21 protein-coding genes are annotated in these 22,221 nt (G+C 70.3%); 8 read left to right on the top strand and 13 right to left on the bottom strand.

Annotated elements, in window-relative coordinates; all coding sequences use genetic code 11:
- The first annotated feature begins 49 nt into the window (after positions 1-49).
- Positions 50-697: a TetR/AcrR family transcriptional regulator gene (locus ACIBM5_RS06965; protein WP_396005780.1), complete on the top strand. Its 648-nt coding sequence runs from the start codon at positions 50-52 to the stop codon at positions 695-697.
- Between the two features lie 26 nt (positions 698-723).
- Here ACIBM5_RS06965 and ACIBM5_RS06960 read toward each other — a convergent pair whose 3' ends face one another.
- Positions 724-1,650, bottom strand: coding sequence for a LysR family transcriptional regulator (locus tag ACIBM5_RS06960; protein WP_396005779.1), 927 nt, complete (start codon positions 1,648-1,650; stop codon positions 724-726).
- Positions 1,651-1,770: 120 nt separating this feature from the next.
- Here ACIBM5_RS06960 and ACIBM5_RS06955 point away from each other — a divergent pair, with 120 nt between their 5' ends.
- Positions 1,771-2,610, top strand: a complete 840-nt coding sequence (locus tag ACIBM5_RS06955) for an NAD(P)H-binding protein (protein WP_396005778.1) — start codon at positions 1,771-1,773, stop codon at positions 2,608-2,610.
- 358 nt (positions 2,611-2,968) lie between these two features.
- On the opposite strand, the gene ACIBM5_RS06950 is transcribed toward ACIBM5_RS06955, so the two are convergent.
- Entirely contained in the window at positions 2,969-3,859 is an 891-nt protein-coding gene (locus ACIBM5_RS06950) for a helix-turn-helix domain-containing protein (RefSeq protein ID WP_396005777.1), read from the bottom strand.
- Positions 3,860-3,936: 77 nt separating this feature from the next.
- Here ACIBM5_RS06950 and ACIBM5_RS06945 point away from each other — a divergent pair, with 77 nt between their 5' ends.
- The gene (locus ACIBM5_RS06945; RefSeq protein WP_396005775.1) at positions 3,937-4,806 is read left to right on the top strand and encodes an alpha/beta fold hydrolase; all 870 of its coding nucleotides are present in this window, start codon (positions 3,937-3,939) and stop codon (positions 4,804-4,806) included.
- Between the two features lie 73 nt (positions 4,807-4,879).
- On the opposite strand, the gene ACIBM5_RS06940 is transcribed toward ACIBM5_RS06945, so the two are convergent.
- From ACIBM5_RS06940 to ACIBM5_RS06920, 5 genes are all read right to left on the bottom strand, one after another.
- Positions 4,880-5,443, bottom strand: a complete 564-nt coding sequence (locus ACIBM5_RS06940; protein ID WP_396005773.1) for a hypothetical protein — start codon at positions 5,441-5,443, stop codon at positions 4,880-4,882.
- A 79-nt stretch (positions 5,444-5,522) separates the two neighbouring features.
- The gene (locus ACIBM5_RS06935; protein ID WP_396005772.1) at positions 5,523-5,780 is read right to left on the bottom strand and encodes a hypothetical protein; all 258 of its coding nucleotides are present in this window, start codon (positions 5,778-5,780) and stop codon (positions 5,523-5,525) included.
- Positions 5,781-6,028: 248 nt separating this feature from the next.
- Positions 6,029-7,252, bottom strand: coding sequence for a helix-turn-helix domain-containing protein (locus ACIBM5_RS06930; RefSeq protein WP_396005771.1), 1,224 nt, complete (start codon positions 7,250-7,252; stop codon positions 6,029-6,031).
- A 453-nt stretch (positions 7,253-7,705) separates the two neighbouring features.
- Positions 7,706-8,236: a hypothetical protein gene (locus ACIBM5_RS06925; RefSeq protein ID WP_396005770.1), complete on the bottom strand. Its 531-nt coding sequence runs from the start codon at positions 8,234-8,236 to the stop codon at positions 7,706-7,708.
- A gap of 576 nt (positions 8,237-8,812) precedes the next feature.
- The gene (locus tag ACIBM5_RS06920) at positions 8,813-9,481 is read right to left on the bottom strand and encodes a methyltransferase domain-containing protein (protein WP_396005769.1); all 669 of its coding nucleotides are present in this window, start codon (positions 9,479-9,481) and stop codon (positions 8,813-8,815) included.
- Positions 9,482-10,037: 556 nt separating this feature from the next.
- Between ACIBM5_RS06920 and ACIBM5_RS06915 the strand changes: the two genes are divergently transcribed.
- The 3 genes from ACIBM5_RS06915 (at position 10,038) to ACIBM5_RS06905 (ending at position 12,277) form a co-directional block, all read left to right on the top strand.
- Positions 10,038-10,535: a pyridoxamine 5'-phosphate oxidase family protein gene (locus ACIBM5_RS06915; RefSeq protein ID WP_396005768.1), complete on the top strand. Its 498-nt coding sequence runs from the start codon at positions 10,038-10,040 to the stop codon at positions 10,533-10,535.
- 182 nt (positions 10,536-10,717) lie between these two features.
- Positions 10,718-11,125 carry a YciI family protein gene (locus ACIBM5_RS06910; RefSeq protein ID WP_396006360.1) on the top strand — a complete coding sequence of 136 codons (408 nt, stop codon included), beginning with the start codon at positions 10,718-10,720 and terminating at the stop codon, positions 11,123-11,125.
- A 6-nt stretch (positions 11,126-11,131) separates the two neighbouring features.
- Positions 11,132-12,277, top strand: a complete 1,146-nt coding sequence (locus ACIBM5_RS06905) for an RNA polymerase sigma factor (RefSeq protein ID WP_396006359.1) — start codon at positions 11,132-11,134, stop codon at positions 12,275-12,277.
- 147 nt (positions 12,278-12,424) lie between these two features.
- Here ACIBM5_RS06905 and ACIBM5_RS06900 read toward each other — a convergent pair whose 3' ends face one another.
- On the bottom strand, positions 12,425-12,727 hold the full coding sequence (locus ACIBM5_RS06900) for a hypothetical protein (RefSeq protein ID WP_396005767.1): 303 nt from the start codon (positions 12,725-12,727) through the stop codon (positions 12,425-12,427).
- A 273-nt stretch (positions 12,728-13,000) separates the two neighbouring features.
- Here ACIBM5_RS06900 and ACIBM5_RS06895 point away from each other — a divergent pair, with 273 nt between their 5' ends.
- Positions 13,001-14,458, top strand: coding sequence for a DHA2 family efflux MFS transporter permease subunit (locus ACIBM5_RS06895; protein WP_396005766.1), 1,458 nt, complete (start codon positions 13,001-13,003; stop codon positions 14,456-14,458).
- Complete coding sequence (locus ACIBM5_RS06890) at positions 14,455-15,408, top strand: sigma-70 family RNA polymerase sigma factor (protein WP_396005765.1); 954 nt, start codon at positions 14,455-14,457, stop codon at positions 15,406-15,408. Before ACIBM5_RS06895 ends, ACIBM5_RS06890 begins: the two co-directional genes overlap by 4 nt.
- 79 nt (positions 15,409-15,487) lie before the next feature.
- On the opposite strand, the gene ACIBM5_RS06885 is transcribed toward ACIBM5_RS06890, so the two are convergent.
- The 5 genes from ACIBM5_RS06885 to ACIBM5_RS06865 all read right to left on the bottom strand — a co-directional run bounded on the left by ACIBM5_RS06885 (position 15,488) and on the right by ACIBM5_RS06865 (position 22,207).
- A complete protein-coding gene (locus ACIBM5_RS06885) occupies positions 15,488-17,137 on the bottom strand; it encodes a glycoside hydrolase family 13 protein (protein ID WP_396005764.1) in 1,650 nt (549 codons plus the stop codon).
- Positions 17,138-17,329: 192 nt separating this feature from the next.
- A complete protein-coding gene (locus tag ACIBM5_RS06880) occupies positions 17,330-18,289 on the bottom strand; it encodes a carbohydrate ABC transporter permease (RefSeq protein WP_396005763.1) in 960 nt (319 codons plus the stop codon).
- A 10-nt stretch (positions 18,290-18,299) separates the two neighbouring features.
- Entirely contained in the window at positions 18,300-19,292 is a 993-nt protein-coding gene (locus ACIBM5_RS06875; protein WP_396005762.1) for a carbohydrate ABC transporter permease, read from the bottom strand.
- 145 nt (positions 19,293-19,437) lie between these two features.
- Positions 19,438-20,859: an ABC transporter substrate-binding protein gene (locus tag ACIBM5_RS06870; protein WP_396005761.1), complete on the bottom strand. Its 1,422-nt coding sequence runs from the start codon at positions 20,857-20,859 to the stop codon at positions 19,438-19,440.
- Between the two features lie 307 nt (positions 20,860-21,166).
- Positions 21,167-22,207, bottom strand: a complete 1,041-nt coding sequence (locus tag ACIBM5_RS06865; protein WP_396005760.1) for a LacI family DNA-binding transcriptional regulator — start codon at positions 22,205-22,207, stop codon at positions 21,167-21,169.
- Positions 22,208-22,221: the final 14 nt, after the last annotated feature.

The raw sequence follows: 22,221 nt of genomic DNA, 5'->3' as shown, positions 1-22,221 counted from the left end.
GGCGTTCCGACAAACAAGAGCGTCGTGGGATGGAAAGCGGGGATCGCCGGTGGACGGGATCGAAGCGGCGGCGAACTCCGCCGGCCTGATGGGCAGCGCGGTCCGCCGGCCGCTGGAGGCGCGCTGGGCGGCGTACGAGGAGGAGGTGCGGCGGTTGGTCGACGCGACCTACCGGGTGGTCGAGCGCACGGGCAGCCTGGATCCGACGATGCGCGACATCATGCGCGAGTCCGGGCTGTCGAATCAGGCGTTCTACCGGCACTTCCGGTCCAAGGACGAGTTGCTCGTCGCGCTGCTCGACGACGGCCGGCGGCGGATGGCCGCGTACCTGGACCGCCGGATATCGGCCGCGCCCGACGCCGCGGGCAAGATCGCGGCCTGGATCGAGGGCGTCCTCGCCCAGGCCGGTGACCCGGTCGCCGCCGCGCGTACCCGCCCGTTCGTCGCCCACCAGGACCGGTTGGCCGACCTGTTCCCCGCCGAACAACGCGACTCGGTCGAGGCGATGGTCCGCCCGCTTCGCGAGGCGCTGGCCGCGGCGCCGACCCGGGATCCGGCCGCCGACGCGCTCGCGGTCTACCGCCTGACCCTGGCCACCCTGCACGACCACCTGCGCGCCGGCACGGCGGTCACGCCCGACACCACCGACCACACGGTGCGGTTCGCCTTGGCGGGCGTGGGTCTGGCGGGCGGCTGACCGGTCGGCGACGACCTAGTGCCGCGCTAGCGAGTTCGCATCGCCGTTTGGGTGTTGTCGTGTGGGGGTGACGGCCGCAGGGCAACGGCCTTGTCGTGGAAGGCCCGGATACGGGCGGTCTCGTGCGAGGCGCGCCACAGGAAGCCCCATTCGATGGGGGCGGCGTCGGTGAAGGGTATGTAGGCCACGTCGGGGCGGGTGTAGAAGCGGATCACCTGGCCTCCGACGGTGAAGGCGCCTTCGCCGGCCCCGACCATGGCCAGCGCCTCCTGGAAGGAGGACACGCGTGCCCCGTGCGCGATGGGCCGCCCCTGCGGGGTCACGCGGGGGACCCGGTCCTCGGAGATGGAGGCGGGCGCGTTGTCGGGCATGCGCAACAGCGTGACGCGGGTCAGGTCCTCCTGGCTGACCTGCGACCGGGCGGCCAGGGGGTGCCGGGAGGAGACGGCAAGGTAGCGGGGCTCGCCCCACAGGGTGGGGCCGGTGACCATGTCCGGTTCGACTATGGGGCGGGTGTTGAGGACCATGTCGGTGCGGTGATCGCGCAGGTCCGAAATGCTGGTGTTCATCTGGAGTTCGTGGATGAGCACGTCGGAGGCGGGGTGTTCGGCGCGGTAGGCGCGAGCCACCTGCATGACGAACCCGCCCGCAGCGGCGCCGAGGAAGCCGACCCGCAGGGGACCGTCGAAGCCGCGGGCGGCCATGATCGCGTGCGCCAGTGCCTTTTGTACCTGCTCGTAGCCCGGACGCAGATCGTCGTGGAAACGGGCGCCGATCGTCGTCAGCGAGACGCGACGGCTGGTCCGGTCGAACAGGGGGGCGCCGATGCGGCGTTCGAGTTTGCTGATGATCTGGCTGACGCGGCCGGTGGACACCCCCAGCTGCTCCGCCACACGACCGAAGTGCAGCGTCTCGGTGAGCGCGAGGAATGCCTCGATCTCGTAGCGCTCCACGACCGCCCCCTTCTTGATCGTTGCGTGCTGCTCAACGATAGTTGATCAAGACGTTATTGTTCCGGGCCTGCGGCTGATCGATCGTTGAGGCACACATTCGCGACGCCGAACGGACGTGACATGACGCAGCATTCGAGCCGAATCCTGGTATTGGGTGGAACGGGCAAGACCGGTCGCAGGATCGTGGATCGACTCCGGGAGCGCGAGGTCGACGTACGGGTGGGCTCACGCAGTGCCGACCCGGCGTTCGACTGGGAGGATCCGGCGACGTGGGCTCCGGCGTTGCGGGACGTGAGCGCTGTCTACGTGTCGTTCTACCCGGACCTGGCAGTGCCCGGAGCCTCTGCCGCGATCGAGGCCTTCACCGAGGCGGCGACGAGTGCGGGCGTGCAGTACCTCGTGCTGCTGTCCGGGCGGGGCGAGGAGGAGGCCCAGGTCTGCGAGCGCATCGTGGCGGACTCGGGGATCGCCTGGACCGTGTTGCGCGCAAGCTGGTTCAGCCAGAACTTCAGCGAGAACTTCCTCGTGGGGCCGGTTCTCGAAGGCGAGGTCGTCCTGCCCGTCGGCGATATTCCCGAGCCCTTCGTCGACACGGACGATATCGCCGACGTCGCCGTCGCCGTACTCACCGAGGACGGGCACAACGGGCGGATCTACGAACTGACCGGTCCCCGCCTGCTCACCTTCGCCGACGCCGTCGCGGAGATCGGGGCCGCGGCCGGACGCCACATCGACTTCGTGCCCGTCGGCGCGGACGACTACGCGGTGGTGCTCAAGGAGGCGGGCCTGCCCCAAGACGACATCGACTTCCTCATCTACCTCTTCACCACCGTGCTCGACGGCCGCAACGCGCACTTGGAGGACGGCGTCCGCCAAGTTCTCGGACGTGCGCCGAGGGACTTCGCCGACTACGCCCGCGCCACTGCCGCCGCCGGAACGTGGAACGCGGACGCCTCGTAAGTTCCCCTCCCGGGCGATGCCGGACCCTGAGCGCGGCGACGATCACGCGTTCGTCGAGACGACGCAAGGCTCGACGGGTCGCACTGATCGGTGCGCGTACGGGGGCGTTCAGGTTCCGGCATGTCGCCCGGCCACCCGTCGTCACGTCTGTCGAGATACGCGGGTCCGACCCGGACCCGGGAGCACCGCGGACACTGGGGACACTGGGAACACCGCGGACGCCGCGGACGCCGCGGTGACGGCGGGTGGGCGGCCCCTGGATCGGCATCGGCACGACCCGGTGCGCGAACGACCCCTTCCGACACCGACCGTTTCGGGGTCCAGCCGAGTTCCCGCGCGCCGAACGCCAAATGATCGATCATCGGCCCGAGGGGGCGGCCGACGGGTGGGCTGCGGCCGGGAGTTGCCTGGTCGGCCAGGCGACGTCGTCGATCGTCAGGAACGGTTCGCCGGCCACGGTTGCCGGGGTCAGTCCGGTGAACGCGGTGACGTCCCGATGCAGGTGGGACTGATCGGTGTAGCCGCCGTCGGCCGCGACTCGGGCCGCGGCGTCACCCGCGACCAGGCGGTGCACGGCGTGGTCGAAGCGGACCAGTTTCGCGGCGCGCTTGGGCGGTATGCCGATCTGCGCCTGGAATCGGGTCCACAGGCGCTTGCGGCTCCAGCCGAGTTCGGCCGCCAGTCGGTCGATCCGGACCAGGCCACGTCCGACCCCGATCCGGTGCCAGGCCCGGGCCACCTCCGGATCCACCGGCGACCGTGTCTCGTATCGGCGGGCGAGCAGCGCCTCCGTCAACGCGAAGCGGTCCTGCCACGAGTGGGCTTCCGCCAGTTGCTCGCCAATTCGTGACGCCTCCCGGCCCCACAGGTCCTCCAGGTCCACCAGGGCGCCGTCCAGGTCGGCCGGGCCGACGCCAAGAATCGTGCGGGCCACCACCGGCGACAGGCGGACCTGCACGCACGCGACGTGTTCGCCCCACGCCCGGACCGCGCCTCCGCACCCGAAGCCGGGCCCGGCGACGACACTTCCCCGACGCCGCCGCCCGGTGCCGTCGTCCACGACGGGCCGGCTCGCCCCGAACTCCAGGATCAGCATCACGGCCGGGTGCGGGACCACCCGCAAGCCACCCGTGAGCGGGCCGGGAACACTGAACCCGGCCATGTCGACGCCTGCCATCCGGCCGGCCCGGCGTGGACGCGCCACGTCCCACGCAACCGGATCCTCACGCGCATTCGCGGTGGACCGCATCGTCACAGGTTACCCGGGGCCCGGGGACGGAACATTCATACAATCCACCGGCACACCCCGGCGACGACGCTGAGCCCATGACTCTTCCCGACGATCGACCGCAGGTGAACGACGGCGCTGCCGCGGCAACCACCGAAGGCTCGCTCCTGCCTCTGGAGCACGGCGACGTGTACGTCCGCCGGGACGGCCCCCGCAACGCCCCCGCGCTCGTGCTCATCCACGGGTCGGCCTCCTCGACCCGCTCGTGGGACCGACTCGTTCCGCTGCTGACCGCGGCACATTGCGTCGTCCGGATCGACCTGCTCGGCCACGGCCGGTCGTCCGAACCGGCCGACCACGGCTACGAGATCACCGAGCAGGGTCGCACGGTCGGCGCGGCCCTGGACCGGCTCGGCGTCGAGCACGCCGTCGTCGTCGGCCATTCCAGCGGTGGCTACGCCGCCACCGCCCTCGCCGAGCAGCGCCCCGACCTGGTGACCGCGCTTTCGCTCGTCAACACCGGTCCCCGCCTGGACGCCTTCGTCGCGACGGAATCCGCCGCCATCGGCCCCGAGCACTGGCCGCCGACCGATGAACAGGTCCGGCACTTGGCAACAACGGCCTTTCGCGCGGGCTTTCGAATCCCGCAGGAGCTCGTCGACGATATGCGCGGCATGACCCACCACGCGTTCACCACGTCCATGCAGGCGTCCCGCGCCTATCTGGACCAACAGACGCTTCCCGATCGCCTGAAGACCCTCGGCAAGCCGCTCCAGGTGATCTTCGGCGACCAGGACCGCCGATGGCGCCCGTCGTCGGCCGCCGACTACCGCGTCGTCCCGGGCGCACTCGTCGAACTCCTCCCCGGCTCCGGCCACACCCCCATCGTGGAGGACCCCCCACAAACCGCCGCCCTACTCCTCCCCTTCACCACAACCCACGCCCCACGTCCCCGAAACGGCACCTGACACCGGCGCGAACAGGACGGCGTCCCCGTCCGCGCCGCCTTCCGTTGAGGTGCGGTACCGGCGTGGCCGGTGGTCAGGAAGTGCCGGCGGGTGTCATGCGGTGGATGATGTCGCGGTCGGTGATGGCGGCGCGGATGCCTTCGCTGTCGAGCCATCGGCCGAGGCGGGTGTGGAGTTCACCGGCCTGGTCGACGGTCAGGCCGGTGATCGGGACGGGACCCAGGCACATGCGGGGGTCGGGTGGGGTGACCGTGGGGATCAGGTCGGGTCGGTGTCGGGCCAAGTGGTGCAGGAGGACGAGTCGGTGGTGTTCCTGGACGTGGGCGACGACACCGGGCTCGTCGTCTGCCGGTGCCACGACCACCCGTAGCCGCAACCCGAATCCGTCGCGCACGAGTCGGGCCCGCCCGGACGTCGACTCACCGGGGTGGCCGGGCCGCATCAACGTGCCGGCGAGCTGGGCGGCTTCGGTGTCCGTGAGGTGGGCGGTGGCCCGGTCGGGTTCCTCGCTCGTCGGGTGATTCCCGAGCGAGAAGAACTCGACCCGCCACGGCCGCTCCACACGCCCACTCGGCGCAAGCCGCACGCTCCACGCGGGCAGGGTCACGGTCATGGGGGCCGTTTCGGTGTCGGTCACGGGAATCTCCGGGTGGTGAGGTGGTCATGGGTGCAAGTTCGGTGCGGGCGGAAATCGGCGCCCTCAACCGGGCATGGGGTCACCAGTCGTCCTGAGTGCCGGAGCGTTGGATGATCGGCCCCGGCAGAGTGCGTGCCAATTCGGCCTGACCCGCCTGGACCATGTGACGGAACTGCTCGCGCGTCCAGTGGACCGTGGTCATCCCGCCGTCGTCCTTCAGGCGCATCTCGATGGGCCGGTCCCCGTAGCCGGATGGGCCCACGGTCGCGGTGTCGGGTTTCAGACATCGTGGGGGCGCCGACTCGGTTCCGGAGACCACCAGATCAACGCGACCCACGACTCGATCGACGTCGTAGAGGGTGATTGGAAGCCGAAGCTCGCCGGTGCCCTGATCCAGGGTCGGTGCACTGTCGAGTGTGAGCGCGGCATGTGTACACAAGCGCCGAGTCATTGCGTCCCTCTCGCCGATCGGAAGTCATCCGAACGTAGTGGGACGATCACGCGACGACAGGGACGATTTGTCCCCTACTGTGAAGGGGGACGAATCGTCCCTGTCGGATGCGTCGGGGTCCGCCAGTAGGCCCGTCAGCCGGCCAGGACGCCGACGTCCTCGGCGAGGGTTACCACCTCGCGGTGCAATGGACCGCGTGTGGTTCGCCAGAGTTCGGCGATCACCGCGCGCGAGGCGGGCGTGTAGCGAACCGCCTCGGGGCCCACCTCCACCGAGCGGCGCATCAGATGCAACGCCGCGGTGTGGTCGTCGCGTTGGAGGTGGCTGCGGGCCGCTTCGGTCCACAGACGGGACTGGCGTTCCATGCTGGGCATCGCGGACGGGTCGGCGCGATCCGCGTAGTCCAGCGCGGTACCCGCAGCCCGCAGATCGGCCGACACACTCACGGCGTGGAAGTCCACGTTGGCTCGGCCGAACACCGTCCAGCGGTGCACATAACCCGCAGGCAGGCTCTTCGCCACCGCGTCGGCTCGTTGCCAACTCGCCCAGGCTTCACCCTCGTTGCCCTGCCTGGCATGCGTGACCGCCGCATGCAGACGCAAGGCGCCGTAAAGACCTCGGGCGTCATCCGGGATGTCGTCGAGATGTGGACGCATGTCCTCGGCGGCCTCGGTCACCACAGTCAACGCCTCACTCGGGTCGGCCGCCTCGCGCAGGGCATTGCCGTAGCACCATGCTGCACCCGCGAGGGCCTCCGGCGTGTCTGCGTACTGCGCGGCGGACATCCCGCGATCGGCCACCACCCACACGAGCTCCGCGGGTGCGATGTACGCGATGTGCTGCTGGGCGAGGTGGTAGATGGTGGCAAGTACGGCGTACGCCTCGCGACGGGCGGGGCCGTCCAGAACGCGAACTGCCGTCTCGCCGTCGGTGATCAGGTCGGGGAGAAGCATGCCGATCCGCGTCCGGTTGAACCGGGCGCTGTGCCACAGGGCCCATGCCGCGTCCACCCGGCCTCGAAGCGACGGTACATCCGGGGTCACGCTCGCGGCGGGTGTGTGATTGCGGCGTTTGACGGCGGTCCAGATCTGCGGGATCGACTCGTGGTGCAACGCGGGCGAAATGGGCTGCATGACGTCGCCCGTCCCGGTAAGGACACCGAGATCGGTCAGACCGAGGTTCGCCGCGACCCGAAGCAGCAGGCGATAGTCGCGCAACGGACGCTCGCCGCTCTCGATCTTCTTGAGCCAATCGGGTCCGCGTCCGCAGAGTCCGGCGAGCACCGGTCGGCTCATCCCGCGACGCTCACGCAGCCAACGAATGCGCTCGCCCATGGACAGGTCGGATGGCACGTTCACGGCGACCCCCGGGGGTGTGGTGTGTCACTCCCGCCACGGTACGCCGCACAACCTCGAATCAGCCGGCTTCGAGCGAACAAGACCCAAATGACGTTCGCTTTCGCATGGTGGCGCACAACCCCACCGGCGAACACGTGCCGTGGCGAGCGCCGGTCGACTTCCACGGTCGTCTGCCTGAACCGCGTTCGCCGGCCATGCGATAGGGAGTGCCGTGCCACCTCGTCCTCGCCGACCTCGATCGACGAATCGACGGCGGGTAGCCGGCCGCCGGCGCCGGGTCGAGACCGGGCGGGTCATCCGCACAGGCAGCCGGGAGCACGGAGAGCCGGACGACCAGGGACGCAGCTCAACGATCAACAACCCACGCCCGAACAAGGTCGACAACGAGCACCAGGCTCCGCGACCTTACCCCCGACATACGGGACGACCTCTGGACGAATGGGCCCGATGTGGTCAGTCGTCGTCACTGAGGTTGAGGCCGTGGTCGAGGTCGGCGTGGAACGTGGGGCGGGCGCCGGTCGGGCCGCTCAGGACGAACTCGTAGGCGGCGTCGTCAGGGTCGTCGGGGTCCAGGAGGTGTCCGTGGACCTCCACTTCGTACCAGCCGGGTGGTACGCAAACGCGACGATGCCGGGGATGGTCGGGCGTCCACTTCGTGAGGTAGCCCAGGCCGCACAGCAGCAGCTCTCCCGAGCGGACGTGCAGAACCCACCCGGCGGATGTCACCTTGGGGTCCTGCCACGGTGAAGGGCTCCGGGCGTGGCGTACGAGGACGGTGTAGAAGCCGGGATCGATGTGCTGCGCGGGAATCGCGATGCCGTCCCGTACGACCCGATCGCCCTGCTCACTCGTGCTGAACAGGTGCAGCAGATTCCTGCCGACAGGGCTGCCTCCACCGACATCGTCGAGCCCGGTGGCATCGAGCAGCACGAAGCCGAAGAGCTCGGGAAAGCATCCTTCGAACCGCGCGGTGGGAAACGTCATGGCCGAACAGTACGAGTCGCGCCTGCACACAGCCTTCCGTGGAGCGGGGTACGGCCCGGGTTTCGCCCGCGCCCCTCGCAGGAAACGGTCCGGCTTCGCGGTCCGGTCACGGGAAGGGGCGAGGGCCTCGATGAACCCCGGACCATCCGGGTGGCGGCCGCGTTGCTTCCGGGGCACGATTGGCCGCCGGAGACGTGCGTACGCCTGCTGACCGCGGTGGGCCGGGCCATGTGCCGCACCGCCGAAGCACGTGAACCCGGCCTCGCCCCGCCTCGGCTGCTCGTGCTCGAACCCCTGCCGGACCAGGAGTCCGACGCCGCCCACGTGCTCTTCCAGATGGTGATGTGCGGGAAGGACACCGGCGGTCTCGGCGAGCACGATCTGCGCGCACTGCTCGAACGGGCGCACTTCACCGTCCTGTCCGCCTGGCGATCGAGCGCCGGCCACCGCGTCTTCGAATGCGAGCCGAAGGGCTGGCCGTCCACGTTCCCATGCGCAACTCCGTTGTGGTTGCGTGTGGTTGCGGTCGGAGATCCGTCCACCATCCGACTGGGCGGATCCACCCCCGCCCGGCCCTCAGGCGGGGCGCTCGGCCATGACGACCAGGCCCGGCCCGCTCTGCTCATCCGCGGGGAGCCGGAGTTCGGCGACCGGGCGCAGTCCGGCCTGCTCGATCAGGTCCACGAGTTGTTCCGGCCGCCATTTGTGCGTGGTCCAGCGAACGGGCACTCCTCCATATGCCTCGGTGCGCAGCGCGTCTTCGTCGCCGACGTGTGTTGCGGTGATGAAGTGGCCGCCCGGCTTCAGGGCGCGCGCGAACAGGGCCAGAACCTGAGGAAGGACGTCGCGGGGGAGATTGAACAGTGACCACCACCCGAGCACGCCGCCGAGGGACGCCTCTTCCAGGTCGAGGTCGGTGGCGGAGGCGACACTGAAGCGGCATCGCGGATGAAGACGGCGCGCGTTCTCGATCATGCGGGATGAGAGATCGACTCCGGACACGTCCAGTCCGCGTTCGGCGAGGTAGGCCGTCACCGTTCCGGGCCCGCAGCCGACGTCGAGGACGGGCCCGAGCCCGCGCACCGTGTCGGCGAAGGCGTCGATCGATGCCTTGAGCCAGGGATGGCTACGGATGTCACCGACCCCCGTCGTCACCACCATGTGGGCGTAGTTGTCAGCCACCCGGTCATAGGAATCCCGGACCACGTCGAGATCTGCCGGGCGGTCGATGTGGTGTGCGCGCATCAGCCAACAGTAGGACCGCGGTCCTGATACCGGTGGACTTCCCCGGTGTCGATACCGGTGGCCGAGATCGCGCCGAATGCACCGCCACGGCGCACCGGCGTCGGCCCCGCTGTGGGTGTGGACGCATCGAGGTCGGGCGCGGGCGATCTCGGGCACGGTCAGACCGCCGACCATGCGCAGGGTCAGCGCCACGCGGCTCTCCATCGCCGGCGCCGGGTGACAGCGCCGCCGTTTCTCTGCATCACGCCATCGACGGTGACCCGAGTGACGGTCGTCAGCTTCATGATCGCGGTTCCTTCGCTTCGGCGCCGCCCCGTTGCGGGCGGCCTCACCCCTGCTACGAACGCCACCGCCCCGATCGCACACCTCCTCCCGGATTTCTTCGAAAAACCTTCCGGGCGCCGGTCGCCGGCGATCCGAATCGGCGCGCCTTCGATATCGGTGCGCCCGCGATGTCGAGAACGCGGCGCCGGCTCCGTCCCAGGGATGTCGGCGGCCACGACGGGCCGCCGGAGGCCCGACCACCGAAACCGGCCCGACACCAGGAGGAATCGCCGTGCACCCGAACGAGATCACCGAGGTTCTGAACCGACCGATCAGCCGCGAACTGTTGGCCCGCGACGTGACCCGCCTGGCCTACGTCGCCAAGGACGGCACACCACGCACCATCCCGATCGCGTTCACCTGGAACGGCTCGGAGGTCGTCATGTGCACCACGAAGAACGCCCCGAAGCTCCCGGCCCTGCGCACGAACCCGACGGTGGCCCTGACCATCGACACCGAGGTGCACCCGCCCAAGATCCTGCTCATCCGCGGTCGGGCCGAGTTGGATGTCGTCGACGGCATCCCGGAGGAGTATCTCCGAATGAACGGCTCCTACGAGATGACGCCCGAGCAACGGATCGAATGGGAAGCGGAGGTGCGTTCGCTCTACGACGGCATGGTCCGGATCGTGGTTACCCCGACGTGGGCGAAGCTGATCGACTTCGAGACGACCCTGCCGAGCCCCGTCGAGGAACTGATCCGGCAGCGGGAAGAGCGCCGGCGCGGCTGACCGCCGCCCGCCCCCGCCCACTGGCCCAGCCGCCCGCCCGGCCAGCCGGGCCGTGCGCGCCCACACCCGGCGAATCACCCCCCGCCGAAAAAGTTCGCGGCAGGATGTCGAGAACCCGCCCGCAGCTGCGTCCCCGCAGTGAACACGGCCACAATGGGCCGGACCGCACCGAGGAGAACACGATGGCCAAGTACCTGTTGCTCAAGCACTATCGCGGCGCCCCGGCACCGACCAACGACGTGCCGATGGACCAGTGGACGCCGGAGGAACTCTCCGCCCACGTGCAGTACATGCAGGACTTCGCCGCCCGGCTCGAAGGCACCGGCGAGTACGTCGACAGCCAGGCGCTCTCCCCGGAGGGCACGTTCGTCCGCTACGACGGCGAAGGGCGACCGCCGGTCACCGACGGTCCCTTCGCGGAGACCAAGGACCTGATCGCCGGCTGGATGGTGATCGACGTCGAGAGCCACCAGCGGGCGCTGGAGCTGGCCGCCGAGTTGTCCGCGGCTCCGGGGGCGGGCGGAAAGCCGATCGGCGAGTGGCTCGAAGTGCGCCCGTTCTTCTCCGAACCCACGACCATCACGGAGTGACGCATGGTGGACGAGGTCCTGCTGCGGACCCTCACCCCCACTGTGATCGGCGTCCTCGTCCGCCGCGGAGCGGATTTCGCGGCGGCCGAGGATGCCGTACAGGAAGCCCTGGTCGAGGCCGTGCGCGTGTGGCCGGAGAATCCTCCGCGTGAGGCCAAGGGCTGGCTGGTCACCGTGGCCTGGCGCAAGTTCCTCGACGCCGCCCGCGCCGATGCCTCCCGACGGCACCGCGAGGTACGCGTCGAGGTCGAGCCCGCGCCCGGCCCGGTCGAGGCGGTGGACGACACGCTTCAGCTGTACTTCCTGTGCGCGCACCCGTCCCTGACCCCGGCCTCGGCGGTGGCCCTCACGCTGCGCGCGGTCGGCGGCCTGACCACGCGGCAGATCGCGCAGGCCTACCTCGTGCCCGAGGCGACCATGGCCCAGCGGATCAGCAGGGCCAAGCGGACCGTCTCGGACGTCCGGTTCAACCAACCCGGCGACGTCGCCACCGTGCTGCGCGTGCTCTACCTGGTGTTCAACGAGGGGTACTCCGGCGACGTCGACCTTGCCGGCGAGGCGATCCGGCTGACCCGCCGGCTGGCCGCCGAGACCCACCACGAGGAGGTCGCGGGCCTGCTCGCGCTCATGCTGCTCCACCACGCACGGCGCCCGGCACGGACCGGTCCCGACGGCCGGCTCGTGCCGCTCGCCGAGCAGGACCGCAGCCTGTGGAATACCCGCCTGATCGCCGAGGGCGTCGACGTGCTCCAGGCCGCCCTCGCCCGCGACCGCCTGGGCGAGTTCCAGGCCCAGGCCGCCATCGCCGCACTCCACGCCGACGCCCGAACGGCGGAGGAGACCGACTGGGTGCAGATCGTCGAGTGGTACGACGAACTGGTACGCCTCACCGACAGCCCGGTGGCCCGCCTCAACCGGGCCGTCGCGGTCGGTGAGGCCGACGGCCCGCGGGCCGGCCTGGCCGCCCTGTCCGGGCTCGACCCCGCCCTGCCCCGCCGCACCGCCGTCGAGGCGTACCTGCGCGAGCGCGACGGCGACTTGGTGACCGCGGCCCGCCTGTACGCCGAAGCCGCCCGATCGGCGCCCAGTCTCCCCGAACGCAACCACCTCACCCGACAGGCGGCGCGACTCAACACCCGATCGGGCGGGTGAGCCGCAGACCGCAGACCGGCCCCGGTGCGGGGAAAGCGCTCCGGGCCTCTCCGATCCCGGCCGGCGTTCCGCCATCCCGCAACCTTCGGTGCGCGCCGGGAGACCTGTCGTTCCCCGGCGCGCACCGACGATGCACCGCCCGCCGCGTCAGCCCTGCGCGGGCCGCATCGCCGAGGCGTACGAGCCCACCACGACGGCGTCGTCGCGGCTGACGTCGACGGCCAGGCGGTCGCCGAGATTGCGCTGGAACTCCCGGAAGGCAGGGAGTTCGACGAGGCCGTCACCGTCGACGACATGGACGAAGGTGACACCGTCGGTCAGGCGGAAGCTGCTGTACCGCAGGCCGGGCGGTGCCGTGCTCTCCAGTTCGGCGAACACGTTCTCGATCAGGCGCTGGTTCTCCTCGGCCGCCTCGGGCCTGGTCCGATAGCGGATCACTGCTGTACTCACGGGCTCTCCTCGCTGGTTTCGCTGTCTCACCGAGCTGTCTCACCGAGTCGTCTCACCGAGCTGTTCCATCGAGTCATCTCACGGAGCCGTCTCATCGAGTCGTCTCACCGAGCCGTCTCACCGAGCCGCCCCGCCGGTTGTCCCGCCGAGTCGTCTCACCGACTTGGACAACGCGAACTCGGCGAACTCATCGCCACCGGCGCGCACATCACGATTACTTCGGCCCTCCGCGGTTGTCAGTACCCATGAGAGCGAACCTCTGGAGGGACCTTCGTGAGCAGCACGAAACGCACGACCGTCGAGCAGCGGTGGGTGCTGGGCCTGACCGCGATCGGCTCGGTGATGGTGGCACTCGACGCCCTGGTGGTCGCGGCGGCGCTGACCACCATCAGGCAGGATCTCGGCGCCTCGATCGAAGAGTTGGAATGGACGGTGAACGCCTACAGCCTCACCTTCGCGATGTCGATGCCGACCGCGGCGGCGATCGGCGACCGGTGGGGGCGGCGGCGGATGTTCGCGACCGGCCTCGCCCTCTTCTCCGTGGCCTCGGTCGCCTGCGCGCTGGCGGCCTCGGTGGCGTGGCTGATTGCCGCCCGCATGCTCCAGGGCGTCGGTGCCGCCGTCGTGATGCCCCTGGCGATGGGCCTGCTCGGCGCCGCCTTCCCGCCCGAGCGCCGCGGCTGGGCGATCGGCATCTTCAGCGGCCTGACCGGCCTGGCCGTGCTCAGCGGCCCGATGGTCGGCGGCGCCGTGACCGAGGGGCTGGCCTGGCAGTGGATCTTCTGGATCAACGTGCCGGTCGGAGCGCTCGCCATCCCGCTCGTGCTCCGCAGGATCCCGGAGAGCCGGGGACCGGCCCGCCGGGTGGACGTCCGCGGTGCCGCCCTGATCTCCGCGGCCGTCCTGGGCATCGTCTGGGGCGTGGTCCGCGGCCGGGACGCGGGCTGGGCAAGCATCGAGGTGCTCGGCTCGTTCGCCCTCGGCGTCCTGCTGACGGCGGCGTTCCTGGCCTGGGAGCAGCGCGCTCCGCAGCCGATGGTGCCGCTGTCCCATTTCCGGTCGCGGGCGTTCTCGGCCGGCAACGCGGCCGGCTTCCTCCTCACCGCCGCACTCTTCGGCGCGGTGTTCTTCCTCGCCCAGTACATGCAGACCGTCTTCGGCTCCGGACCGATGAAGGCCGGGCTGCAACTGCTGCCCTGGACCGCCACGCTCTTCCTGGTGGCGCCGATGTCCGGCCGCCTGGTGGACCGCATCGGCGAACGCCCGCTCGTCGTGGGCGGCCTCGTCCTGCAAGCCGTCGGCATGTTCTGGATCGCCCTGGTCACCGACGCCTCGGTCGACTACGTCGAACTGTTGCCACCGCTGGTCGTGGCCGGCTGCGGCGTCTCGATGGCGATGCCGGCGACGCAGAGCGCCAGTGTCGGAGCACTGCCCCGCGAAGCCGTCGGCATCGCCTCCGGCATCTACGCCATGATGCGCCAACTCGGCGGTGTCGTCGGAGTCGCCGTCCTGGCAACCGTGTTCGCCGGCGGCGGGGGGTATGCGTCCCCCACCACGGCATTCGCCCGAACCCTGGCCGGCTGCGGCGTACTGTCACTGCTCGGAGCACTCGCCGGACTCGCCATCACGGTACGCCGTGCGCCTCGACCGACAGGTTCGGCGGGTCCGACGAGTCCGCCGGCTCCGGCGGGTCCGGCCACCCGGCAGAAGCCGATCGAGGAGGCGGCATGAGCCTGGAGGACGAATTCGCCCGGTACCGGAGTGAACTGGTCGCCCACTGCTACCGGATGCTCGCCTCGCTGCACGACGCGGAGGACGCGGTACAGGAGACGTACCTGCGGGCGTGGCGAGGATTCGCGGAGTTCGAGCAGCGCTCGTCGGTCAAGACCTGGCTCTACCGGATCGCCACCCGGGTGTGCCTGAACATGCTCAAGCACAGCAGCCGTCGAATGGTGCCGTCCGCGCTGGGCGCTCCCGGCACCGATCCCGACGACCTGGAGGCGCCGGTCCGGGAGGCGACCTGGCTGGAACCCTTTCCGGAGCCGTTGTCGAACGCCGACCCGGCGCTGGTCGTGGGGACCCGGCAGAGCCTGCGGCTGGCGATGGTCGCCGCATTGCAGTACCTGCCCCCGCGCCGGCGTGCGGTGCTGATCCTCCGGGACGTCGTGTCCTGGCAGGCATCCGAGGTGGCGGATCTGCTCGGCACGACCACGGCGGCGGTGAACAGTACGCTCCAGCGGGCGCGGGCGGAACTCGCCCGGCTCGCCCCGGAGGAGGACGAGTTCGCCGAACCGGACGAACCGGTGCGCCGGGCACTGCTGGACCGCTACGCCCGGGCCTTCGAGCGGGCCGACATGGTCGCCCTCGAAGGTCTGCTGACCGAGGACACCCGTTGGGAGATGCCGCCGATTCCGACCTGGTTCGACGGTCGCCGGGACGTGCTGCGGCTGCTCGCGGCGAAACTGCGGCCGGGGGAGGGGCAGCGGATCCTGGTGGAGACGTCCGCGAACGGCCGGCCCGCGTTCGCGATGTACACCCGCGGACGAGACGGCGCCTTCCACGCGCACACGATCCAGGTGCCGACCCTGACCAAGGCGGGCGTCTCCGCGGTGTTGACGTTCCACCGAGCCGACCTGTTCCCCTTCTTCGGCCTGCCGATCGACCGGTACCCACCGGGCTGAACGCCCGCCCGGCGACCTCCGGGCCGCAACCGCGCCACCGGCCGCGGGCCCGCCGGCGGGCCCGCGGCCGGGTATCCGCTCACAATCGCAGCCAGGCCGCCGTATCCGAGGGAAGTCCGCCGTCTTCGGTCAACGGCCCGCTCGACAAGAGGAGTTCGCGATGCGCCGGCAGCTCGGCGGACTCCCCGCCCAGGTTGACCACACACGCGAACCGATCACCGCGCCCGAACGCGAGCACATTCGCCGGCACCCCCGGCAGCCACCTCAGGTCGTCGCCGTCGCCGAGCGCCGACTCCGCGCGGCGCAGCCGGATCGCGGTCCGATACAGCGACAACATCGACTCCGGGTCGCGGCTCTGCGCCGCCGCGGTCCGGTCGGCCCAGTCGGCCGGCTGCGGCAACCACGGCGGCGCCGAAGCGCGCGCCGGGCTGAAGCCGTACGGCGGCGCGTCCCCCGACCAGGGCAGCGGTACCCGGCAACCGTCCCGCCCGGGCGAGGTGCCGCCCGAGCGCAGCGCCATCGGATCCTGCAACGCGGCCGGCGGGATGTCCTCCACCTCCGGCAGCCCCAACTCCTCGCCCTGGTAGACGTACACGGCGCCCGGCAGCGCCAACGTGAGCAACGCCGCGGCCCGCGCCCTGCGCATCCCCAGCACCGGGTCGGTCGGTACGCCGCGCGCCTTGGCGGCGAAGCCGAACGAGGTGTCCGCGCGGCCGTACCGGGTCACCGTGCGGGTCACGTCGTGATTGGCGAGCACCCACGTCGCCGGCGCGGACACCGGCGCGTGTGCGGCCAGCGTGCCCTCGATCGACGCGCGCAGCCGCATGGGCTCCCACGGGCAGGACAGGAAGTCGAAGTTGAACGCGGTGTGCAACTCGTCCGGCCGCAGGTAGCGAGCGAAGCGCTCGGTGTCCGGCAGCCAGATCTCGCCGATCAGCGCACGCGGATCCGGATACGAGTCGGCGATCGTGCGCCACGAGCGGTAGACGGCGTGCAGCCCGTCCCGGTCGACGTACGGGTGCGGGGCGGGCGAATCCGGGTCCAGGTCGGGCAGCGCCGGGTCCTTCTCCAGCAGCGCCGCCGAGTCGATCCGCACTCCCGACGCGCCGCGGTCGAACCAGAACCGCAGGACGTCCTCGTGTTCCTCGCGCACGCGCGGGTGGCCCCAGTTGAGGTCCGGCTGCCGGGAGTCGAACAGGTTGAGATACCAGTCGCCCGGGGTGCCGTCCGGGTCGGTGGAGCGGGTCCAGGCCGGGCCGTGGAACTCGGAGACCCAGTTGTTGGGCGGCAGTTCGCCGTGCTCGCCGCGCCCGGGCCGAAACCAGAACAGTTCGCGTTCGGGCGCCGCCGGGTCGGCGATCGCGGCCCGGAACCACGGGTGCTCGCTGGAGACGTGGTTGGGCACGATGTCCACGATCGTGCGGATGCCCAGCTCCAGCGCATCGGCGATCAGCTTCTCCGCGCCGGCCAGGGTGCCGAACTCCGGTGCCACGCCCCGGTAGTCGGCCACGTCGTAGCCGCCGTCCGCCATCGGCGAGGGATACCAGGGGTTGAACCACAGCGCGTCCACGCCCAACTCGGCCAGGTACGGTAGCCGCTCGCGCACGCCGGCCAGGTCCCCGGTTCCGTCGCCGTCGCCGTCGGCGAAGCTGCGCGGGTACACCTGGTAGATCACCGCGCCACGCCACCACGGTGCCGCCTGTGCTCCCTGTCGGCCGTGTTCTGCCACGTCGTCGTTCCTTTCGGGTAGGACGACGGGGACGTACCGCGCCGGGCGCGGCCGTCGCCGTCTCGAAACGGGGATGCGTCTCGGAGCGAGACGAGGGATCGGGGGAGACGAGGGACGGGGGAGACGGGGGATCGGGGCGGGGGGCCTGCTCCCCTGCACGCAGGAGAGCTACTCCTGCTTCTGCTCCTCCTCCTACTCCTTGACGCCACCCGCGCTGATCCCCGCGATGATGTGCCGCTGGAAGACCAGGAAGACGGCCACCATCGGGATGCTCGCGATGACCATCGCGCCGATCAGATAGGTCAGCGGCAGGCTCGCGGACAGTTGCACCAGCGCGACGCTGATCGGCTGCTTGTCGGTGTCCGGGAAGACCAGCAGCGGCCACAGGAAGTCCTGCCAGACCGCGACCACCGCGAAGATCGACACCACCCCGAGCACGGGCCGCGACATCGGCAGCACGATGGACCACAGCGTGCGCAGCGGGCCCGCGCCGTCGATCGACGCGGCCTCCAGGACGTCGTCGGGCAACTGGTCGAAGAAGCGCTTGAGCAGGTACAGGTTGAAGGCGTTGGCCACCGACGGCAGCCAGATCGCCCACGGCGTGTTCAACAGGTTGGTGCCGACGAACGGTACGTCGACCGCGGTCAGATACCTGGGCACGAGCAGCGCGGATGCGGGCACCATCAGGGTGGCCAGGATCGCGCCGAGCACGATCTGCCCGAACACCGGTTTGAGTTTGGACAGCGCGTAGGCCGCCGCGGTGCACAGCACGATCTGGAACAGCCAGGCGCCGCCCGCCTGGAGCGCGGTGTTCCTCAGGTAGCGGGCCAGGTCCATCCGGCGCCACGCCTCGGCGTAGTTGTCCGCGTGCCACTCCTTCGGCACGTACGTCGGCGGGCTCTGCAACATCTCGTCCGGGGACTTGAACGCGCCGGTGACCATCCAGTAGATGGGAAACAGGAACGCCGCGGTGAAGCCGGCGAGGGTGAGTGCGAAGACCACCCAGTACGTGATCCTGCCGCGGGTGCTGCGCAGTCGCATCGGTGAGACGAGCGTGCGCACCTGCGTGCCCGCGCGGCGCCGGGCGCGCTCCGCGGCGCGGTCCGCCCGCGCGCCGGCCCGTCGGTCGCGGGATCCGATCGTGATCGCCATCGCCGGCCCCCTAGTCCTTCGTCCGGGTCAACCGCAGGTACAGCGCGGAGAACGCGGCGAGCAGCATCAGCAGCAGCACGCTGAGCGCGCACGCGCTCCCGTAGTTGTTGTAGACGAATGCGTATTTGTAGATCAGGTACAACACGGTGATCGTGGAGTCGCCCGGCCCGCCGCCGGTGATGATGAACGGTTCGACGAACACCTGCATCGTGGCGATGATCTGCAGGAGCATCAGCATCAGGATGATGAACCGGGTCTGCGGCACGGTCACGTGCCGGATCCGCTGCCACAGGTTCGCCCCGTCCAACTCGGCCGCCTCGTACAGCTCGCCCGGGATGCCCTGGAGCGCGGCCAGGTAGATCAGCACGGTGCCGCCCATGTTGGCCCAGGTGGCGACCAGGACCAGCGAGATCATCGCGGTGTCCTCGCCGTTGGTCCAGGTCGAGGTGGGCAGGTGCGCGGCCCGGAGCACCTCGTTGAACAGGCCCGGGCCCGGGTCGAAGAACCACTTCCACATCAGCGCGGTGACCACGGGCGGGATCATCACCGGCAGGTAGACCGCGAGCCGGAAGAACGCCCGGGCGTGCCGCATCTCGTTGATCAGCAGGGCCAGCACGAACGGCACCACGAACCCGATCACCAGCGCAAGTCCGGTGAAGTAGAAGGTGTTTCGCCACGCGGCGGCGAATTCGGGGTCGTCGAAGACGGTGGTGAAGTTGGCGAACCCCACCCACTCGGTGTCCGCGCCGGCCCGGCCGCCGGTGCGCTGGAAGGACAGCTGGATGGCTCGGATGGCCGGGTACCAGGAGAAGAGCGCGAAGCAGAGCAGGCCGCCCGCGAGGAAGCCGTAGGCGGTGAGATTGGCGTGGATCCGGCGACGCAGGCGACTCGGGCCGTGCGGGTGCTGCGCGGAGCCGTTTCGGGTGCCGCCTCGGGAGCTGCCGGGGCGCCATCGGGTGCGGCCCGGGGGATCGGGCTTGGAGACCGCGACCGTGGTCGTCATTGCGTGCGCTCCCTCGCTGTCGCTGTCGCTGTCGCCGGGCGGGTGGGCGGCCGGCGGGACGGGGCTCGTCGGGTGGGCCGGGCGGGTCCGCGGGTCCGGGCGGGCCGGGTGGGGTCCCGGCCGGCCCGTCGAGTGCGCGGTGTGCCTAATTGGCGAGTTGCTGGGTGATCTTGGCGTTCGCGTCGCCGAGCAGCTTGTCCAGGTCGGCGTCCTTCTTGGTCAGCACGCTGGAGACCACGCCGTCCAGGATCGAGTAGATCTGCTGGCCGTTCGGGGGTTCGGCGATGGCCGGGACGGCGGCGGCGGCGAAGCTTGCGTAGTTCTCCACCGGCAGGTTCGCGTTGGCGGCCTTGAGGTCGATGTTGGACTTGGCGGCGGCGCCGGTCCAGATGGCCGGCTCCGGCAGGCCGACCGGTTCCTTGTCGGTCTTGCCGCGGGCCCAGTCGTTGAGGCCCTTGCCCGGGGTCAGGGCGAGGAAGTCGAGCCACTTCAGGCCCGCCTCGATCTGCTCGGGCGTGCACTTCTTGTTGAACATGTAGCCGTCGCCGCCGGCGAGCGTGCCCTTGCCCTCCGGCATCGGTGCGATGCCCAGGTCGGCGAGCTTGCCGCCGAACTCGTTGACGATGGTGGGGATGTTGTCGGGCGCGGCCAGGAACATGCCGAGCCGACCGCTGCCCATCATCTGTTGCACGTCCGCGATGGTCAGCAATTGCTTGCTGCCCATGCTGTTGTCCGTCCAGCGCATGTCGTGCAGGGTCTGTAGGACGGCCCGGCCCTCGGGCGTGTTCACCGTGCCGGACTTGCCGTCGGGGGACACCGCGGCGCCGCCGCGCGAGTACAGCTCGGCGACGAAGTGCCAGCCGCCCTGGTTGCTCGCGCTGTAGTCGGCGTAGCCGACGGTGCCGCCCCCGCTGTCGGCGATCTTCTTGGCCGCGGCGCGGACCTCGTCCCACGTGGCCGGCGGCTTGTTCGGGTCCAGGCCCGCCTTGGTGAACAGAGCGCGGTTGTAGACCAGGCCCATCGAGTAGTTCGTGCGCGGTACGCCGAACGTCCTGCCGCCGGTGTCCTGGAAGTACTTCACCAGGTCGGGGCGAAGCTCCTTGCCCGACACGGTCTTTTCCATGTAGGCGCTGATGTCGGCCGCGCCGCCGCGGGCGAGCACGGTCTGCACGTTGGTGTAGTTGACGTAGAACAGGTCTTCCATCCGGCCGCCGGACAGCTTGGCCTCGAACGTGGTCGGGTCCGAACACGGGAACGCGTCCTTGGACTCGATCTTGATGTTCGGGTTGGCCTTCTCGAAGGTCGCCACGTCCTGTTCCCACTGCCTGCGGTCGACCTCGGCGGTGCGCGGCGGCTTGCAGTTGACGGTGATCGAGACCTTCTTGCCGCCGCCGGTCCCGGGGGCGTTCGCGGCGCCGGAGGGGTCGGCCTTGGCATTGTCGGCGCTGTCCGCCTTGTCGCCGGAGTCGTCCGAGCAGGCGACGCCGGCGAACAGCAGCCCGGCGGTGACGACGAGTGCGGCGGAGGATCTGCGGTACCTGGTCGCGGTGTTGCGCGTCTGACGCATCTGAGGGAGCCCTTCTGACCGTGCGGACCCGCGTCGGCCGTCGGCCGGGTCGTCGGCCGCCCGCGGGGGAACGCGGGCAGCACGACATGGCCCGGGGTCGGTCGTGCCGATCTCGGTCGGAAACTCGGTGGAACCCGACGAATGGAACGAGCAGGCGCAGGCTTCCGGGACGGCGCGTTCCGGGCGCTGCGTGGCGCTGCACACTCAACCACGAGGGGCCATGGCTCTACAAGATGTCGACGAGATTTCGCAAATTAGCGACAGAGGTCGGTGGTTCCCTCGATCCCGACTTGCAGAATTCCGCCCTTCAGTGGGTGGTGGGGCCGGTCGGGCGGGTTCCGGGCGTCTCCCGGTCGGCTGTGGGCACCGGGCCGGACGACTTGCGCAGCACCAACTCCGGCTCGAACAGCAGCTCGTCGTGGGTGACCGGGGTGCCGGCGATCTCCGCCATCAGCAACTCGACCGCGGCCCGGCCCATCAGCTCGATCGGCTGGCGCACGGTGCTCAGCGGCGGGTCGGTGGCCGACATCAGCGCGGAGTCGTCGTAGCCCACGATCGACACATCGCCCGGGACGTGAAGTCCCAGGCGGCGTACGGCCCTTACCGCGCCGAGCGCGAGCGGATCGCTGGCGCACACCAGCGCGGTGATGCCGCGATTGATCAACCGCGTGGCGGCGGCCTGGCCGCCTTCGAGGGAGAACAGGGCGTGTTCGACCCGGTCCTCCGGAAGGTGCACGGCGCGCCGGGCGGCGGCGAGTTTGCGGTTGGAGGGCACGTGGTCCGGCGGGCCGAGGATCATCCCGATCCGATCGTGGCCCAGCGCCGTCAGATGCGCGACGGCCTGCTCGGCGGCGGCCGCGTCGTCGCAGCTCACCCGGGGGAAGTCGAGGTTGTCCACGGCCGCGTTCAGCAACACGGTGGGCAGGTTGCGCTCGGCCAGGCGGGCGTAGTGGCCGTGCGGCGAATCGGCCTGCGCGTACAACCCGCCGAAGAAGATCACCCCGGATACGGCCTGGTCGAGCAACATCTCGACGTAGTCGGCCTCGGTCACGCCGCCGGCGGTCCGGGTGCACAACACGGGGGTGAACCCGCGTTGCGCGAGCGCCCCGACCACGATCTCGGCGAACGCCGGAAAGATCGGATTCTGCAACTCCGGCAACACCAGCCCGACCAACCGCGCCCGCTCGCCCCGCAATTGGGTGGGCCGCTCGTAGCCCATCACATCCAACGCGGTCAACACCGCGGCCCGCGTCCCCTCCGACACCCCCGGCTTCCCGTTGAGCACGCGACTGACCGTCGCCTCGCTCACTCCGACCTTCTTCGCAACCTCAGCAAGTCGACGCACCATGAGCGCAAGAGTAG

This window comes from Embleya sp. NPDC050493 (assembly GCF_044458105.1).
Taxonomy (GTDB): Bacteria; Actinomycetota; Actinomycetes; order Streptomycetales; family Streptomycetaceae; genus Embleya.
Note: the sequence above shows the minus strand (reverse complement) of the source record. Positions and strands in the feature narration are given on the sequence as shown.

What these genes read in the sequence shown, in the direction of transcription:
- ACIBM5_RS06955 (WP_396005778.1), top strand. Translation starts at nt 1,771, where the DNA reads ATGACGCAGCATTCGAGCCGAATCCTGGTATTGGGTGGAACGGGCAAG.
- ACIBM5_RS06950 (WP_396005777.1), bottom strand. Translation starts at nt 3,859, where the DNA reads ATGCGGTCCACCGCGAATGCGCGTGAGGATCCGGTTGCGTGGGACGTG.
- ACIBM5_RS06945 (WP_396005775.1), top strand. Translation starts at nt 3,937, where the DNA reads ATGACTCTTCCCGACGATCGACCGCAGGTGAACGACGGCGCTGCCGCG.
- ACIBM5_RS06925 (WP_396005770.1), bottom strand. Translation starts at nt 8,236, where the DNA reads ATGACGTTTCCCACCGCGCGGTTCGAAGGATGCTTTCCCGAGCTCTTC.
- ACIBM5_RS06920 (WP_396005769.1), bottom strand. Translation starts at nt 9,481, where the DNA reads ATGCGCGCACACCACATCGACCGCCCGGCAGATCTCGACGTGGTCCGG.
- ACIBM5_RS06910 (WP_396006360.1), top strand. Translation starts at nt 10,718, where the DNA reads ATGGCCAAGTACCTGTTGCTCAAGCACTATCGCGGCGCCCCGGCACCG.
- ACIBM5_RS06890 (WP_396005765.1), top strand. Translation starts at nt 14,455, where the DNA reads ATGAGCCTGGAGGACGAATTCGCCCGGTACCGGAGTGAACTGGTCGCC.
- ACIBM5_RS06880 (WP_396005763.1), bottom strand. Translation starts at nt 18,289, where the DNA reads ATGGCGATCACGATCGGATCCCGCGACCGACGGGCCGGCGCGCGGGCG.
- ACIBM5_RS06875 (WP_396005762.1), bottom strand. Translation starts at nt 19,292, where the DNA reads ATGACGACCACGGTCGCGGTCTCCAAGCCCGATCCCCCGGGCCGCACC.
- ACIBM5_RS06870 (WP_396005761.1), bottom strand. Translation starts at nt 20,859, where the DNA reads ATGCGTCAGACGCGCAACACCGCGACCAGGTACCGCAGATCCTCCGCC.
- ACIBM5_RS06865 (WP_396005760.1), bottom strand. Translation starts at nt 22,207, where the DNA reads ATGGTGCGTCGACTTGCTGAGGTTGCGAAGAAGGTCGGAGTGAGCGAG.